Below are 15,522 nucleotides of genomic sequence, written 5' to 3' on the forward strand. Positions count from 1 at the left end.
AAGCGCGCAGGAAGGAAGGGAAGATGGCCGGGTACACACCTGACTCACTCGTGACCGTTCGTCCGTTCACCCATCGGTCCGAAGGGGACACGGTCATCCTCGGGGACCTCGATCGCCATGTGTTTGTGGCCATTCCTGCCGAGGGGCTGGACATTCTTGAGTCGCTGGCCGCCGGCAACACGGTCGGCCACACGGCGCGGCTGTACCAAGAGAAGTACCACGACACCCCCGACATCGAGGACTTTCTCGAGGCGCTCGAGCAAGAGGGTTTCATCGGTGAGGCCTCCGCCGTGGACGCGGGTGAGGTTCCCGAGGTCCGGCAGGCCCACTGGCGCTGGCGCTTCGAGTGGCTCTCGCCACGGGCAGCCCAACGGTTGGTGAGCTGGCCGGTGTTGGCCTTCTGCGGCCTGCTCATGGTCGTGGCGGCGGCCATGATCGTCGACGACCCCGGCGTGCTGCCCAAACCGGGCAACGCCCTGCTGTTCCCAACCCACTTCGCGGCCCTGACCTGGGCCTGGATCACCTTCGCGATGCTCGGCCTGTTCCTGCACGAGCTGGGTCACCTCGTCGCCGCCCGCGCGGCCGGCGTCCCCGCTGGCATCGGGATGGGAAATCAGCTCTGGGTCCTGGTCGCGCAGACCGACATGACCGCGATCTGGATGAAACCCAAGCGCCAGCGCTATCTCGCCTTCGCGATCGGCATGGTCGTCGACGGCGTCCAGACTGCCCTGCTGGTCTTCTTCATCTGGTCCGCCCACCGGGGATGGGTCAGCCCGCCCGAGTGGGCCGTGCTGCTCGCGACCGCGGTGCTGCTCACACCCTTGGCGCGCATAATCTGGCAGCTCTTCTTCTTCCTGCGCACCGACATCTACTACATCATCGCCACGGCCTTCAAGTGCAAGAACCTGATGACCGACACCGACAACTACCTGCGCAACCGGTGGGCCCGTCTCCGCCGGTCGCCGCACATAGTCGACCAGTCCGGGATCCCGCCCGGCGAGATGCGGGTGATCCGTTGGTACTCGCTGCTCTGGTTCTTCGGACGGTTTGCCTCGATCGTTTTCTACGTCCTGGTCCTGCTCCCCGTCTTCTGGGGCTACGTCTATCAGTTCATCCTGCTGCTTACCGGCAACGACACACAGTTCAGCTCCTTCGACTTCGCCACTGTTGGCATACTCGTCTTTCTCATCAACGGCGGCGGTCTCATGTTGTGGCTACGCGGCATGTATCGCGGAGCCCGCGCGCGACGCCGCGCGGCCCGCTCGCGGCGTGTCGACGAGGCGGCACCGACCCCTGAACCGGCGGGCATCGCTTGACATCCCGGCAACTGCCAAAGCGCGGGGCGGCGTCAATCGCGGTCCGTGGTCGGGGCGTCCGCTGCTGGAGGTGCGGGCGCCACGGCAGGGCCAGCGTCGAGCTGAAGGCGGTAGCCCATGCCCGGTTCGGTGAGCAGATGCTGTGGGTGGCTGGGATCATCTTCGAGTTTGCGGCGCAGCTGGGCCATGTACTGGCGCAAGTACTGGGTTTCGTTCGCGAACTTCGGCCCCCATACCTGTTCCAGCAGTTGACGCTGGCTCACCAGCGCTCCCTGGTGGCGGGCAAGGATCGTCAGCAGATGCCATTCAGTGGGAGTGAGCCGCACCTGGGTACCGTCAGCGTTGTGGACGAGCCGGTTGGCCAGGTTGATGGTGTGTCCACCGACCTCCATCGTCGGCGTGGCGGCGGCGGTGGAGGTGCGGCGGCTGGCCGCGCGGATACGGGCGAGGAGCTCATCGACGCCGAAGGGCTTGGTGATGTAGTCGTCAGCACCGGCGTCCAGCGCGTCGACCTTGTCCGCGCTGCCGCTGCGCCCGGACAGCACGATGATCGGTGCGTTGTTCCAGCCGCGCAGGTTGCGGATGACCTCAACGCCGTCGCGGTCGGGTAGGCCGAGGTCGAGCACGATCAGATCCGGCCTGCGGCTGGCGGCCGCGTGGAGCGCAGCAGTCGCGTCGGCCGCGACCTCGACGTCGTATCCACGGGCATGCAGGTTGATCCGTAACATTCGCAGGATCTGCGGGTCGTCGTCGACGACCAGGATGCGGCTCATCGCCATTCCCGCCGCTGCTCCACGCGATTGCGGCGGTGGAGGCGCTCGACGATGGCCCGGTCAGCCAGCGCCGTAGCGTGCGCTTCACTCGCGGCCGCCGGTGGCTGCGCGGCGGGGAGCGTGAGGATCATGGTGAGGCCGCCTCCTGGCGTCGTTTCCGGTCTGAGGGTCCCGCCCATCGCTTCGGCGAGGCCGCGGGACAGGGCTAGTCCCAGGCCGACGCCAGTGCCGGTGGAGCGGTCGCCGAGTCGTTGGAACGGCTGAAACACCCGGTCCCTGGCCTCTTCCGGGATGCCCGGGCCGCGATCGATGATCCGCAACTTAACCTGGGCCTTGTGGTCGCTGCCAGTGATCGTCGGTGACCTCCCAGGCGGGCTGAACTGCAGGGCGTTGCCGATGACGTTGACCAGGACCCGTTGCAGCAAGACAGGATCGGCAACGACGGCGGCGAGGTCGTCCGGGATACGCACGCGGACGAGCCGGCCGGGCACGCCGAGCTCATCCAGCGCCGCCGGGACGGCGTCTTCCAGCCCTACCGCAGTGGCGAACACGCCGAGGACGCCGGCTTGCAGCCGGCTCATGTCGAGCAGGTTCTCGATCAGTCGACGCAGCCGCTCGTGCGACTCGGCGGCAGTGGCCAGCAGCTCTTCCCGGTCTTCGGCCGAGAACTCGACGTCCTGGCTGCGCAGGCTGGCCACCGCGGCTATTGCCGAGGCCAGCGGGGTGCGCAGGTCGTGGCTGACCGCGGCGAGCAGCGCGGTGCGCATCTTGTCGGCCTCCTCCAGCGGGCGGGCCTTGGCAGCCTCCGCGGCGAGGCGTTCCTGACGTAGGGCAAGAGCAGCCTGAGCGGCGAACGCCTCGACAATGCGCCGGTCGCTGTCCGGCAGCGCGCGCCCGCACAGGGCCAAGGCGAGGTCGTCGTCGACCAGTACGGTGGTCTCACCCTGCCCAGGGGCCCAGCAGGGTGGATCGCCGACCGTGGCCGCGATTCGCCACGCCGCTGGGTCGTCCTGCCGGTCCGGGGCGTCCAGCGTGCCGGGCAGACGTTCGAGCACGGTGACCGAGGCCAGGCCAAAGGTTTCTCGGATCCGCTCCACCAGCGCGGTCAGGGGCGCCCGCCGCGCAACACGCTGCCGGCGACGGTGGCCAGGGTGGAGGCGTCAGCCGAGGCGGCGGCGGCTTCCCGGGTGCGGCGGGCAGCAAGGTCGACCACCGCTGCCACCGCCACGGCGACGACGAGAAAGACGAGCAGGGCCAGTACGTTCTCGCGGCCGGCGATGTCGAAGGCATCGAACGGTTCCGTGAAGAAGTAGTTGAGCAGCCCGAAGCCGATCACTGCGGCGGCCACGGCCGGCCACATCCCGCCCACCAGCGCCACGGCGACCACGGCAGCCAGCACGAGCAGCATATTGCTGGCCAACGACAGGTCGTCCCGCAGCGGGCGCAGGCCGACAGCGAGCAGGGGCAGCCCCAGCACGGTGAGTGCGAAGCCCGCGAGCCGGCGTGACCGGGACAGAGGGCTCGTGCCAGCGGCCAGACGCAGTCGGCCCTGCCCTACCTGTTCATGGGCGACCAGGTGCACGTCGATCGGCCCGGACAGGTTGGTCGTGGTGAGCCCGACGCCTGCGGAGAGGATCTGCGCCAACCGGCTGCGCCGGGAGGCGCCGAGCACGAGCTGCGTGGCGTTGACGCCGCGCGCGAAATCTATCAGCGCGGCGGGGACGCGGCCGCCAGTGACTTGGTGGTACGTGCCGCCGAGGCTTTCGACCAGGACCCGCTGCCGGGCTAGCAGAGCGGGATCCGCACCGATCAGGCCGTCGGCGCGGCATACGTGCACGGCCATCAGGTCGGCGCCCTTCGTACGGGCGGCGACGCGGGCGGCGCGGCGGATGAGCGTGTCGCCCTCAGGGCCGCCGGTGAGGGCGACGACGACCCGTTCGCGGGTTTCCCAGATGCCACCGGCCCGGTACTTCTCCAGTTGCTCGTCGACCTTGTCTGCCAGCCATAGCAGCGCAAGCTCACGCAATGCGGTGAGGTTGCCGACACGGAAGTAGTCGCCCAACGCGGCGTCGACCTTCGCGGGCGGGTAAACGTTGCCGTGCGCCATCCGGCGCCGCAGCGCCTCCGGTGTCATGTCGACCAGTTCGACCTGGTCCGCGTGCCGGACGAAGTCGTCCGGCACGGTCTCCTGGTCGGCGATGCCAGCGATCTGCTGCACGACGTCGTTGAGCGACTCGAGGTGCTGGATGTTCACGGTGGACAGCACTGTGATGCCGGCCTCGATCAGCTCCTGGACGTCCTGCCACCGTTTGGCGTTGCGGGAGCCGGGCACGTTGGTGTGCGCGAGCTCATCGACGACTGCCACCTGCGGACGGCGGGCGATGACAGCGTCGATGTCCATCTCGGTGAAGGTGGTCCCGCCGAAGCTCAGAGTCTTCCCGGGCACAATCTCCAGGTCTCCGATGAGCCGCTCGGTGTGTTCGCGGCCATGCGTTTCCACGGACCCGACCACCACGTCGGTGCCCCGCCCCTTGCGGCGGTGGGCCTCTCCGAGCAGGGCGAAGGTCTTGCCGACGCCGGGGGCGGCACCGAGATAGATGCGCAGCTGGCCACGTGCCATAGACCGATCCTCCCGGTTGCGGACCGATGCGGGAACTCGCAATCGATGGCCAGGTCGAATTCGTGGGAGACCGACCAGCCGGTGTGGACGCTGGCGTTCATGAGTGCCACGGTCCGGTCGCCGCGCTCGCCCGGCCAGGTCTGATGGGAGGCGAAATGCTGAGGAGGCCGTATCTGCGTGACGAGACAGGCCCGCGGCGATACCGCCCGCGGGCTGCAGCCGACTCAGCGGGAACTCGTCGGTGGTGAGTGCTCTGGGCCTGCATGCCGACCAAGCGTTGCTGCGCGCGGCGCGGAAGCGCTCAGAGGCAGGTCAGTAGTCGAGGCCGTGCCCGTACCGGAACAGCGGGTCGTGGTCGTCGAACGAAACGTCGGCTCGCCCGGCCGCTACCGTCGCCATCGATCGGGGCAGGTCGAACGGTAGCCGGCCGCGGGGCTTGTCGCGGCCGGTCAACACGTCCAGCAGCGGCTCGTCGCCGACCGCGAAGGTGACCAGCAGGGCCGCGGCGTGCGCGGCGATCTCGGTCAGCACGGCCGGCCGGTCAAGGTAGATATCCACGATGGACGGTACTGTGTCGAGGACCGCGAGGATCTGGGCTAGTTGGCCGGGCGGGTAGGCGAGCGAGCCGGTATGGAAGAACGCTTCCACGGGTCCGGTGCGAGGCTCGTAGGGCGCTTGCAGCCGCAGCAGCGCCACATCTGCGTCTTCTGGGCGGTCGACGATCACCGCGTGCCGGGCCACCAGTTGACGGGAGACCCCGGCGCAGTACACGCGAAGTCCCGGGCGCAGCGGCAGGCGCGCCGGGCAGTCCGGCGCGGCGTTGCGTAGCAGGGTCACCGAGGCGCGCTGGGCGGCGAGGCCGGCGGCTCGGAAGTCAGCCCGGCCCACGGTCTGCTCGGCGATCTGCGGGTCGACGTGCCGCCGGTCGAAGAGGCCGAGCCTGAACTTCTCCCGCAGCAGCCGGCGTACCGATACGTCCACCCGCTGCTGGCTGACTGCTCCACTGCGGACCAGTTCGACCACCAGGTCCGGGCGGGCCTCGCCACCGAACTGATCGCACCCGGCGTCCAGTGCCCGGCCGGCGCGGTGCACTGGGCTCAACCGCTGCACCCCCCAGGCCCGCGCCGGGCGGCGCTCACCGGAGAACTCGGTGTCGGTGAGCACGCCCCAGTCGGTGCACACGATCCCGTCGAAGGCCAGATCGCCCCGCAGCAAACCGGTGATGACGGCGGCGTTGAAGGCGAAACCGACCTCCTCGTACGGGGCGGCGACCGGCATTCCGTAGCCGGGCATGATTTGGGAGGTGCGGGCCTGGATCGCTGCGCGGAAGGGCAGCAGTTGTTCGGCGAACCTGCCGCTCGGGTAGACCTGCTCCTGGCCGTCGGCAAAGTGCGGATCCTCGCCGTCGCGTTGTGGGCCGCCGCCGGGAAAGTGCTTCGTCATGGCCGCCACGCTGGCCGGGCCCAGGCTGGGGCCTTGCAGGCCGCCGATGTACTTGCGGGCCAGCGCCCCGGTCAGCTCCGGATCCGCGCCGAAGGTACCGACGATCCGGGCCCAGCGCGGCTCGGTCGCGAGGTCGACCTGGGGGTGCAGGGCCACTCGTAACCCGACCGCGAGGTACTCCTGGCGGGCGATGTCGGCGAACCGATGCACCAACGCGGGGTCCCTGGTTGCGGCCAATCCCAGCGGTTCCGGCCATACCGAGAACGGACCGGCCAGCACTTCCGTGTTCGGGTTGGCGGAGCGCGCGTGGCGGGGATCGGTGGACAGGGTGACGGGGATGCCCAACCGGGTACCGGCGGCAAGATCCTGCAGCCGGTTGTGCCACTGCGCCATCTCGGCGGGTGCTGCCACCCCCGTAATCAGGTTGAAGTGGTTCATGTTCCGCCGCTGCACCATTTCTTCCGCGGACAGCAGACCGTAGTCCGGGTCGGCGTCGGCGAGCCGGCCGCGTGGGCCCATGGCGATCATGGTGTGGAACATCAGGCCGGCCTTCTCCCGCAGGGTCATCCGGGCCTGTAACTGCGACACGCGGCGCGACAGCTCCAGCGTGTCGTCGTGGTGCAGCGGAACGCGGTCCTTCACCACCGACACGGTAACGCCGCGCCGGGGCAGGCCCCGGCACAATCCCGCGAAGGGTCCGGTTCGCCCACCGAGCCTGCGCTTCGGAATCGATAATTGCGGCAGGGGTGATCGTGGGTGGGATCTGTGGGGCGGGAGGGCCGCAAGCGGATACTGATCTTCGCGATTCCCAACGACGGGCATCTGAACATCATCAAGAGCCTGGTCCGCGTGTACCGCGACGCGTACCAGTTCCAGTTTGTCCTGGTTGACCGCAACAAGACCGCGCCCGACCTCGCGGACCTGGAGGCTTCGGTGGTCGTCCCGCAGGCGCTTGGCACCTTCATCAACACCCCGGCCGGGCGGGTGTTCGCTCGGGTGCACGACCTGCTCGAGGATTGCCTGGCGGCAGCTCGGGCGTTCCGGCCTGACCTGATCATCTATGACTTCTGCGCAGTGGAGGGGCACTTTGTCGGTCGGATGCTCGGCATCCGGACCTGGTGCTCGATCCCTGGGCTGATCGGGCCGCTTGTGGATCGCGTGTACCTCGACCAGTGCCTGTCCACCACGGCTAACCGAGACGCGCTGGCCGCGATCGAACGCAGGTACGGGGTGTCCGTCCGGCCCGAGCAGGTGGAGCTGATCTCCAACAGCCTGCACCTGCCTGCCGAGCTCAACCTCGTCTGGTCCTACCCGTCGGTAACGCCGGCCAACTTCCTGGACAACCGGCAGCCCGCCCGGTACCAGTTCGCCGGCTACCTGTCCGACGGGCATCCCGGCCGGTGCGATCGGTCTGGCACCCCTGTGGTGTACCTGTCGTTCGGTACCGAGGTGATGGACAACCTCTGGCACGCCGAGGAGCAGACCCGGGATGGCGTCCGGCGGTGTGTGGCCGGACTGGCCCAGCGCTGGGCCTCCCCGGAAATCAAGGTGGTCTTCTCGACCCTGGACCGTCGGGTGCTGGCCGCGTACCCGGCCAACTGGCGGGTGCACCGCAAGGTCAACCAGCAGGAGGTGCTCAGCCGGGCAGACGTTTTCGTCAGCCACGGCGGCGGCAACAGCCTGCACGAGGCCGTTCTATGCCAGGTGCCGATGGTGGTCGTGCCGTTTTTCGGCGACCAGATGCTGATCAGCCGGCGGGTCGAGGAGCTGGGCATCGGCATCGCGCTTGGCACGGCGGAGGGCGTGGACAAGGACAAGCCGAAACATTTCCTCAACGACCGCCTAGCCGACCTGATCGACCGAGCGGTTCGCCAGATCCTCGCCGACGACCGGTACCGACGCAGCTACAGCCGTACCCCGCTGGAGTCGACGCCTCCCCTTGCCGAGTTCGGATGAACGTCGAGGCCACCGCTCGGCGTACAGCAGCTGATCGGCGGAGCGTTGACAATCCGGGGCAGCCCCATCCTGAGGTCGGGCAACAGCGATGCGAATGGTGTCGTGCGAATAGGGTAGGCACGTTTGCATGGAAGCCGGACGGATCAGTGATCACGGGTTTCTGGCTGATGGGCGTACGGCCGTACTTGTCGACCGGGCCGCCTCCGTGAACTGGTGGTGCCCGGCCCGATTCGACGCCCCGTCCGTATTCTGCCGACTGCTCGACAGCGGCGGCGGCCACTGGGAGATCCGACCGGACGAGGACTTCACGAGCGAGCGGGTCTACCTGGACGACACGCTGGTGCTGCGTACCGTTTTCACCACCCGCCACGGGTCAGTGGCGGTGACGGACGCGCTGGCCCTGGAGCCGGGGGCACGGGGACATGAGATCGGTCTGCGCTCACCCGGGGTGCTGGGACGGGTGGTGCAGGGACTTTCCGGCGAGGTCCCGATGCGACTGCACTACAAGCCGCGCTTCGAATACGGGCTGGTTACCGCCTATCTGGTCGAGCGGGACGGCGCACTGGAGGCCACCGCTGGAGCGGACCGGCTGAGGCTGCGCGGCGATGTGCCCATGGTTTGCGGGGAAGGCGAGGCGACCGCCACCTTCACCGTCCCGGCCGAGACCACCCTCCGGTTCACGCTGGCATATTCGCCCACCTACGACGGGGGCGCGCCGGCCGAACTTGACGCTGAGGAACTGGTCGCCAACGCCGTGGAAGGTTGGCGCTCGTGGGCCGGCCTGCACGACGACTACCGCGGGCGATACCGGGACCAGGTACGCCGCAGCGCGATGGTGGTGCAGGCCATGACGTACCAGCCGAGCGGCGCGGTCATTGCGGCCCCCACCACGTCGCTGCCCGAAGAGTTGGGCGGACAGCGCAACTACGACTACCGCTTCGTCTGGGTCCGCGACTTCAGCCTCACCCTCCAGGCGCTCTGGCGCGCCGCCTGCCCGCACGAGGCCGACCGGCAGTTCGCCTGGGCGAGCCGGGCGATGGGCCGCATCGGCAACGAGCCAGCACCCATCATGTACGCGGTCGACGGCCAGCACGACCTCACCGAACGCCGCCTCGACCACCTGCGCGGCTACGCCGAGAGCCGGCCGGTATACGTTGGCAACGACGCGTGGCGGCAGCGACAGACCGACGTACTCGGCGAGGTGCTCGACGCCGCCTGGCTGATGCGGCACTACCTCGACCCGATGTCCCCCGAGGTACGCAACCTGCTGCGCGAGTTGGCCGACCAGGCGGCGATGGTGTGGCGGCGCCCGGACGCCGGTATGTGGGAGGCCCGCGACGCCGAGCGGCACTACGTCTCCTCCAAGGTGCAGTGCTGGACCGCGCTGGACCGGGCCGTGCGCCACGGCACGCGGCTCGGCGACTCCGCCGACGTGGCCCGGTGGGCGGCGGCACGGGACGAAGTACGCGATGCGGTGCTCACCCGCGGCTGGAACGAGCGGCTCGGGGCGTACACCGGCGCCTTCGACTCCGAAAACCTGGACGCCTCCGTCCTGATCATGCCGCTGGTGGGCTTCCTCCCCGCCGACGACCCCCGTATGCGCTCCACCATGCGCGTGGTCGAACAGAAGCTGTCCCACAACGGCCTGCTGCGCCGCTGGGACGGCGATCCCGCCGGCTTCGTCATCTGTTCCTTCTGGCTGGTCGGCTGCCTGGCATTGGTCGGCGAGGTGGATCGGGCGGGGGAGCTGTTCGAGCAACTGGCAGCCCGGACCAACGACCTGGGCCTGTACGCGGAACAGATCGACCCGACGACCGGCGAGCAGCTTGGCAACTTCCCGCAGGCGTTCTCGCACATCGGCCTCATCAACGCCGCGGGCCAGCTCACCGAGGCCGACGAACGCCGGCGCGGGACGGCGCAGCAAGCACAGGAACTCGCGCCGGCTGGCGCGAAAGGGACGAAGGGAGCACGCTCATCAGCGGACGGCTCGACGGCAGGACCGCCCTGATCACCGGCTCAGACTCGGGCATCGGCCAGGCCACCGCCATCGAATTCGGCCGGGAGGGCGCCGACGGTGCAGGGCGACATCAGCGACGAACAGCAGGTGGAGGCTATGCAGCGACACTTGATTGTTGATCATGTGTTGACCTGCTGAGATCGGCCAGTGTCGCTGCGCGACGTGCGGCAAGTACTCGGCGTTCTCGTGACGCTCGATCCGCAGGTCACCGTCGAGACGGCCCGGGCGGCATTGGCGGCGGTCAGCCAGCGCGCGGGCCTGCCGCCAGGTCGCATGGATCGCACTGCCAATGGATCTGAGGCATCCGGCCCAGCAGAATCGAACCCCGCTCGTGACCTGCGGCAGCCCGCCGCACAGTGCGCCGGTTTGCCTCAACTCAGCTGGCAAGACGGGCGTTCTGCTTCTGCCAGTGAAGTTGAGGCACCGCAGGTCACGGCACGTTGCGTGCCTCAACTCAATTGGCAGGCGACAGCCACGCCGTGTCAGGACGCTGCGTTGTGGTCTGGCTCTGCGGCCAGCCACCCGAAGTGGCGAGCGGTGTTCACCAGGATGTCCATCAGTTGTGGTGCGATATCGAACCGTTCGCGGTTGATTGTCAGGCTGGCCGCGAGGTCACCATGTGCGGTGCGTTCGGTGGCCGCCTTCCAGTCCACCAGCATCTCGAGCAGATCGACCAGGGTCATGCCGTTGATCCCGTTGGCAAAGTGTTCTGGGTGATGACGGTTGTGCGCGTAGTGGTGTCGCAGCCCCTCGCCCATCGCTTCGACCAGGGTCAGATACTCCACGCTGCCGTAGTTCGTGGCGCGCAGTGAGGGCACGAACTTGTCGTAAACGGCCCGCTCCGGCTCGCGAGTCTTGCTCAGGTCGTGCCGGACCGACCGGTCAAGCAACTCCTTGATCAGCTCGCCCATCAGCTCGGCGACTCGCAGGCTATGCCGCAGCGTGTCTGGCGTGGAGTCGTACGGCATGACCATGTGGTTCCCCCGTTGATATGGACGTAGATCGAGATCATGTGGTCGGATGGTCCAACTTGGGCTAGTAGATATTAATCTACGCTGATCAACTGTCTTGCCTGGTGCGGGCCGCCCCTGGAGCTGCGGATCACGACGGTCTGGTCACGGCCTCTGCCGGCAAAGACGATGGTGGTGACCATGCCACGATCGACATCCGTTCCTACGCGGCTGCCGATCCGCTGGAAGTCGCACTTCTCGGCGACTCGGATGGACGCGGTGTTCGCCGCGTCGGCCTCGATGGCCAGTCCGGTGATGCCCAGTTCGTCGAAGGCCCACTCGGCGACCAGGCGCACCGCCCGCGGCGCGATGCCCTGACCGCGGTGGGCAGCCGGTCGATCCCCAGCACGCCGAGGACGAGGCCGGCCAGACACCGCTGGTCCAGGTAGAGGCCGATACGGACGTACGCGCGCCGGATAATGCGAACCGGAAGCCGGATGTCGTCACCGAGGACGACGGATCGGGAATGGCCCCGGTGGCTCGTCCGGCACCAGCAGCGGCGGGTCCGGGACGCCGGGCCACCCCGACGCCACGAGGTGAAGCCTTCTCCGTCCGTCACGCCGCGAGACGTCGCAGCCTCAGCGCCGGCAAGCAGGTCGATGCCCAGCGCGGACACCACCTGCCGGTTCTGGCTTTGCGGCACGGTAGCTTCTCTCGGATCGCATGCTGGCGCAGCGCGTCCACGGTGGACTCGCCCAAGCGGCTCGGTGTGCGACAGCAACGCGCAGCAGCTGCGTGCCGAGTTCGCGCAGATTCTGCGCACCCAACTACCGATCTACCAGCAGCGCCGCGGCTGGTCATCGCGGTCCGGTTCCAGCAGATAGCTCTTATTCAATGGACACCTATGGTCCCGGCATCGGCAGAACGTATGCCAATCCCCACTTGCCGGTCACTGCGAAGCGCCCGCCGTCCGGGCTTACAGCTACCGAGTAGAAGTTGGTGTCATCGGCAATCGCCAACAGCTCCGCGACCATGTCACCGGTCGTCGGATCCCAGATGGTGACCTGTTCGGCGGCGCAGACGACGAGTCGCTTCCCGTCGAGCGTGTACGCCGCGTCGGCCACGGTCCCGGCGAAGCCGGTCAGCGTCGGCCCGACCTGTCGCCCGTCGTTCATGCTCCAGAACCGCACTGTACGGCCGTCGCCGCCGGCCGCGAGCGTGTTGCTGTCAGGGCTGAACCGTGCGCCGGAGATGCTGGAGCCGCCGGGTCCGTAAGGCAGCTTATGGACCAGGTGGCCGGTCCGCGCGTTCCAGACCTCCAGGTGACCATTCGATGACCCGGTCGCCAGGAGTCGGCCGTCCGGGCTCAGCTGCATCGCCCACATGTTGTAGTCGGGGATCACGATGTGCGCGCGTCGGCGGCGGGCCGTTGTGTCCCATACGTCGACCGCGTCCGCGTTCCACCGACGCGTCGAACGTGCCTGCGCCGAGGTCGTAGACGACCGCAGCGCCACCGTCCTGCCGGCCTGGGTCCGTGGCGGCGAAGTGGGTCGCGGCGGCGACTGGTTCGGCGACCAGCGCAACCGCGGACATTCCAGCCCGCCGGGCGGCGTCGGCCAGCACCGCCCGCCGCCGGGAGCCCCAAGCCGCCGGATGGGTCAACGTGGTCGCGGCCGGTGGGCCGCCGGCGACCCGCGACGCCTCCCGCACGACCCGAGCCAACACCGCGGCGACGAGGTCGACGACCGGCACCTCCTAGCCGGCGAGCAGCAAGTTGTCGTCGCCGACCCAGCGTTTCGGATGCGGCTCGAATCCCGAAGGATCCTGACGAGCGGCGAACTCGGCATCCCGCCCAACCCGCACCTCGCCGCCAACCCCGACGTGCACCGCCGAACCGAGCACCGGCCACCCGTCGAAAAGTAGTGGCAGCACCCGGCCGTCGGGCCGGACGAGCACCGCGACGGTGTGGGAGGTGCCAAAGTCGACGCCGAGCATACTTCCGTTGACGGGGCGAGGCACCGGTCCACTCTAGAACAACGCCGATCGATGCGAACCGTGCGGGACTTCGCAGTCGGTACTGAGTCCAATCTCTTCGGACAAGCCACAACCCGGATCCGCCACCAAGGAGCCTAAAACAATCTCGCCGTGACCCCTTGACCTAACGGGAGCCAACAATAAGGAGTACACCGCATACGACATAATCAAGACCAGCCTGTGCGCGAGGCCCGGCGACAGCGGCGGCCCGCTCTTTTCAGACCCGTCCGGGACTCGCTTAATGGTGGCGGGCGAGCCGTCGGCTCATGACGATGGTCATTGACCATTGGACGAATACGGCGTGATATCGGGGCGGCGTTCGTAGTCCCGTACGGCCCGCCGTTGGCGGCTGATCCAGGCCGATGGGCCGGCCGCGCAGCGGGGTGCCAGCTTTGGGCTGGTCCTTTCCGCCCGGCCTTCCGCCGAACCGGATTTGATGGTTTCCCGATCGTCCGGCTCCAGCGACTACTGCGTGAGAAGGTGTAGCTGGCTGCCCAATGTGGAGGTGGCAGTGGCAGGAGGCACAGGGCACCAGGGTCTTGCGTCGCCTGTTCGCCATGGCCTTGGCCCGCTGAGGCTGAAGGGGCCCGGGTCGGCCGAGGTCGGCGAGCGTGCGGACGTGGTGGGCTTCCACCTCGCCCGGTTGCTGGCAGATCTCGCAGATGTCCCCGAGGTCGGCGACCCGCACCGGACCGGGTGAGCGGGCGAGCTCGCCGACGGCCTTCACGAAACCTGGCAGCACCACCTCGCCACCGGCCTGCCGGCAGCGCAGGCCGCACGCGCGGCGATCGCCGAGTTCGGCACCGTGGAACAGATCACCGCCGGGTTCGTAGCGCAGTCCTTCGGCCGCCGCACCGCACGGCTGCTGCTGGCACCGGCCCACTGGTCGGCCTGCTGGGGTGCAAGCCTGCTGGCCGGCAAGGCATGGACCTGGCCGGTACCCGCCCCCGCGGTCGCCGCCTACGCACTCGTGCTGCTGGTGACGGTGGCAAACCCTGCTCGTCGCAGCGACCACCCGGCGCAGCTACCGCCGGGCCGGCCTGGGCACGGCCGGCAGCGCCGGACTACTCGGCCTGGACGTCGCGATGCTCGCCGCGACCGTCCTGCTCGCCGCGACCCCGGCATGGCCGATGCTTCTCGCGATCCCGGCCAGCCTGGTCCGTTCGGCCGCTGACTGCCGGTTGACCGGTTCACGAGGTGGCGTGCGGAGGCTCCTGCGTCTGTTCGGTCAGGCGGACGATCGTTTCGGTCCCGTCGTCCCAGCGCCAGGGCAGGTGGCGCCCGTGCAGGTGCACCCCACCGATCCACCGGTCGATGCCGTTTAGCGTCACGTGGTCGGCCGCACCAGCGAGCACCTGTGCTCCCGTGTCGGTCAGGCGCAGGCTGGTTCCGCGCTCAACCGGGCGGTCCGCCGGGTCGGCGTCAAGCAGCGGGACGGGCGCGTGCGCCATCCGGTCCACCATCGCGAAGCACCAGCTGTCGCCGAGGTACGGGCGCGTTTCCCGCGCCGCCGCGCGGACGAACGCGGTCCCGGCGTCGGACGCACCGTCGGCGACGACGGCGAGCACACGTCGTTCGGTCAGCGACAGCCCGTCGCGGGTGGCAGGATACTCGCGGCTGAGCCGGTCGAACGCCTCGCCCAGGAACCGAAGCTCACTGGAGCGGGTACCGGCGATGGCGCGCCATCGGTCCGGCGTGGGCGCCCGGAAGGCGGCCCAGGCATCGGTGGCGAGCTTCAGCGCGGCAGGGGTCAGCCGGGCGCACGCATTCGTGGCGGGCAGTTCGCGTAGCTGCTCGGGGGTCAGCTGGCCGAGACCACCGAAGCGCGCGATGCCCGCGTGCTCGCCGATACAGATCAGGGTGATGCGCTGCGCGGGCACGCCGAGGTCGGCCAGGCGCGCGAGGATCTGGATGATCTGAAGCTGGTCGTACAGGTCCGCCTCAAACCACAGGACGTACTCGCCATCGCGGTTGGCCGCCAGGGTGCGGTCCCGCTCGACGAACATCGCGGTGCCCTCGGCCCGGTCGTCGCAGCCTGCCTGAAGCAGGAAGTTGGCTCTGATCTGGCGGAGTTCGTCCGGCGCCACCGCGGGCACCGGCCCTTCGTGCAGCACGTCGCGCCAGTACAGCACGCGCTTGGCGAGTCCGGTCCCTGGCAGATCCGTGCAATCGCCGTTGCTTACATGCAGCGCCGCTGACATCCCGTCGTCGGCGCGGGCGGCCCCCGTGTCCAGATGTTCGGCAAGGATCTGGCTGCGGGCGGTCGCGTACGACTCGCCGGTCTTGGCCATACGGGCGCGCACGCGCCGTTTGAAATCGCCCTGCTTGGTCATCGTCATCTCCCGCGGCCCGTCCGACGGATCCCCCAGCGACCGGTACGGCGGGCTCACGATCGAAAACGAAGCCCCGGCCG

Annotated in this window: 12 protein-coding genes and 3 pseudogenes; 5 read left to right on the forward strand and 10 right to left on the reverse strand. The window is 68.8% G+C overall.

From position 1 onward, the window contains the following. The first annotated feature begins 125 nt into the window (after positions 1–125). A complete protein-coding gene (locus Pflav_RS06425) occupies positions 126–1,316 on the forward strand; it encodes a hypothetical protein (RefSeq protein WP_173034486.1) in 1,191 nt (396 codons plus the stop codon). A 32-nt stretch (positions 1,317–1,348) separates the two neighbouring features. Here Pflav_RS06425 and Pflav_RS06430 read toward each other — a convergent pair whose 3' ends face one another. The 3 genes and pseudogenes from Pflav_RS06430 to Pflav_RS06440 form a co-directional block, all read right to left on the reverse strand. Beyond that, the gene (locus Pflav_RS06430) at positions 1,349–2,089 is read right to left on the reverse strand and encodes a response regulator (RefSeq protein WP_173034488.1); all 741 of its coding nucleotides are present in this window, start codon (positions 2,087–2,089) and stop codon (positions 1,349–1,351) included. A 98-nt stretch (positions 2,090–2,187) separates the two neighbouring features. After that, positions 2,188–4,709: pseudogene (locus tag Pflav_RS06435) on the reverse strand (sensor histidine kinase); the annotation flags it as partial. Between the two features lie 312 nt (positions 4,710–5,021). Next, positions 5,022–6,794 (reverse strand): glycoside hydrolase family 3 protein, encoded by a 1,773-nt coding sequence (locus Pflav_RS06440; RefSeq protein WP_232071025.1) that lies wholly within the window; start codon positions 6,792–6,794, stop codon positions 5,022–5,024. A 114-nt stretch (positions 6,795–6,908) separates the two neighbouring features. Here Pflav_RS06440 and Pflav_RS06445 point away from each other — a divergent pair, with 114 nt between their 5' ends. The 3 genes and pseudogenes from Pflav_RS06445 to Pflav_RS06455 all read left to right on the forward strand — a co-directional run. Beyond that, the gene (locus Pflav_RS06445) at positions 6,909–8,108 is read left to right on the forward strand and encodes a glycosyltransferase (protein ID WP_173034490.1); all 1,200 of its coding nucleotides are present in this window, start codon (positions 6,909–6,911) and stop codon (positions 8,106–8,108) included. Positions 8,109–8,235: 127 nt separating this feature from the next. Beyond that, positions 8,236–10,116 carry a glycoside hydrolase family 15 protein gene (locus Pflav_RS06450; RefSeq protein ID WP_173034492.1) on the forward strand — a complete coding sequence of 627 codons (1,881 nt, stop codon included), beginning with the start codon at positions 8,236–8,238 and terminating at the stop codon, positions 10,114–10,116. Next, a pseudogene (locus Pflav_RS06455) lies at positions 10,083–10,181 on the forward strand (short-chain dehydrogenase); the annotation flags it as partial. The gene Pflav_RS06450 and the pseudogene Pflav_RS06455, both read left to right, overlap by 34 nt. Before the next feature lie 426 nt (positions 10,182–10,607). Here Pflav_RS06455 and Pflav_RS06460 read toward each other — a convergent pair. From Pflav_RS06460 to Pflav_RS48580, 6 genes and pseudogenes are all read right to left on the reverse strand, one after another. Further along, a complete protein-coding gene (locus tag Pflav_RS06460; RefSeq protein ID WP_197938102.1) occupies positions 10,608–11,099 on the reverse strand; it encodes a DUF5662 family protein in 492 nt (163 codons plus the stop codon). Between the two features lie 71 nt (positions 11,100–11,170). Next, positions 11,171–11,431 carry a GNAT family N-acetyltransferase gene (locus Pflav_RS06465; RefSeq protein ID WP_197938104.1) on the reverse strand — a complete coding sequence of 87 codons (261 nt, stop codon included), beginning with the start codon at positions 11,429–11,431 and terminating at the stop codon, positions 11,171–11,173. A 546-nt stretch (positions 11,432–11,977) separates the two neighbouring features. Next, complete coding sequence (locus Pflav_RS06470) at positions 11,978–12,589, reverse strand: WD40 repeat domain-containing protein (RefSeq protein WP_232071026.1); 612 nt, start codon at positions 12,587–12,589, stop codon at positions 11,978–11,980. A gap of 7 nt (positions 12,590–12,596) precedes the next feature. Beyond that, a pseudogene (locus Pflav_RS48575) lies at positions 12,597–12,827 on the reverse strand (Hsp70 family protein); the annotation flags it as partial. Positions 12,828–12,830: 3 nt separating this feature from the next. Continuing rightward, on the reverse strand, positions 12,831–13,070 hold the full coding sequence (locus Pflav_RS06480; RefSeq protein ID WP_232071028.1) for a hypothetical protein: 240 nt from the start codon (positions 13,068–13,070) through the stop codon (positions 12,831–12,833). Positions 13,071–13,347: 277 nt separating this feature from the next. Continuing rightward, positions 13,348–13,992 (reverse strand): HNH endonuclease, encoded by a 645-nt coding sequence (locus Pflav_RS48580; RefSeq protein ID WP_415624310.1) that lies wholly within the window; start codon positions 13,990–13,992, stop codon positions 13,348–13,350. Here Pflav_RS48580 and Pflav_RS06485 point away from each other — a divergent pair. Then, positions 13,915–14,283, forward strand: coding sequence for a hypothetical protein (locus Pflav_RS06485; protein ID WP_173034503.1), 369 nt, complete (start codon positions 13,915–13,917; stop codon positions 14,281–14,283). The genes Pflav_RS48580 and Pflav_RS06485 overlap by 78 nt on opposite strands. Positions 14,284–14,299: 16 nt before the next feature. Here Pflav_RS06485 and Pflav_RS06490 read toward each other — a convergent pair whose 3' ends face one another. Beyond that, complete coding sequence (locus tag Pflav_RS06490) at positions 14,300–15,442, reverse strand: DUF1835 domain-containing protein (RefSeq protein WP_232071029.1); 1,143 nt, start codon at positions 15,440–15,442, stop codon at positions 14,300–14,302. Positions 15,443–15,522: the final 80 nt, after the last annotated feature.

The sequence above is a fragment of the Phytohabitans flavus genome, assembly GCF_011764545.1.
Classification (GTDB): domain Bacteria; phylum Actinomycetota; class Actinomycetes; order Mycobacteriales; family Micromonosporaceae; genus Phytohabitans; species Phytohabitans flavus.

What these genes read in the sequence shown, in the direction of transcription:
- Pflav_RS06480 (WP_232071028.1), bottom strand. Translation starts at nt 13,070, where the DNA reads ATGCTCGGCGTCGACTTTGGCACCTCCCACACCGTCGCGGTGCTCGTC.
- Pflav_RS06490 (WP_232071029.1), bottom strand. Translation starts at nt 15,442, where the DNA reads ATGACCAAGCAGGGCGATTTCAAACGGCGCGTGCGCGCCCGTATGGCC.
- Pflav_RS06450 (WP_173034492.1), top strand. Translation starts at nt 8,236, where the DNA reads ATGGAAGCCGGACGGATCAGTGATCACGGGTTTCTGGCTGATGGGCGT.
- Pflav_RS06460 (WP_197938102.1), bottom strand. Translation starts at nt 11,099, where the DNA reads ATGGTCATGCCGTACGACTCCACGCCAGACACGCTGCGGCATAGCCTG.
- Pflav_RS06430 (WP_173034488.1), bottom strand. Translation starts at nt 2,089, where the DNA reads ATGAGCCGCATCCTGGTCGTCGACGACGACCCGCAGATCCTGCGAATG.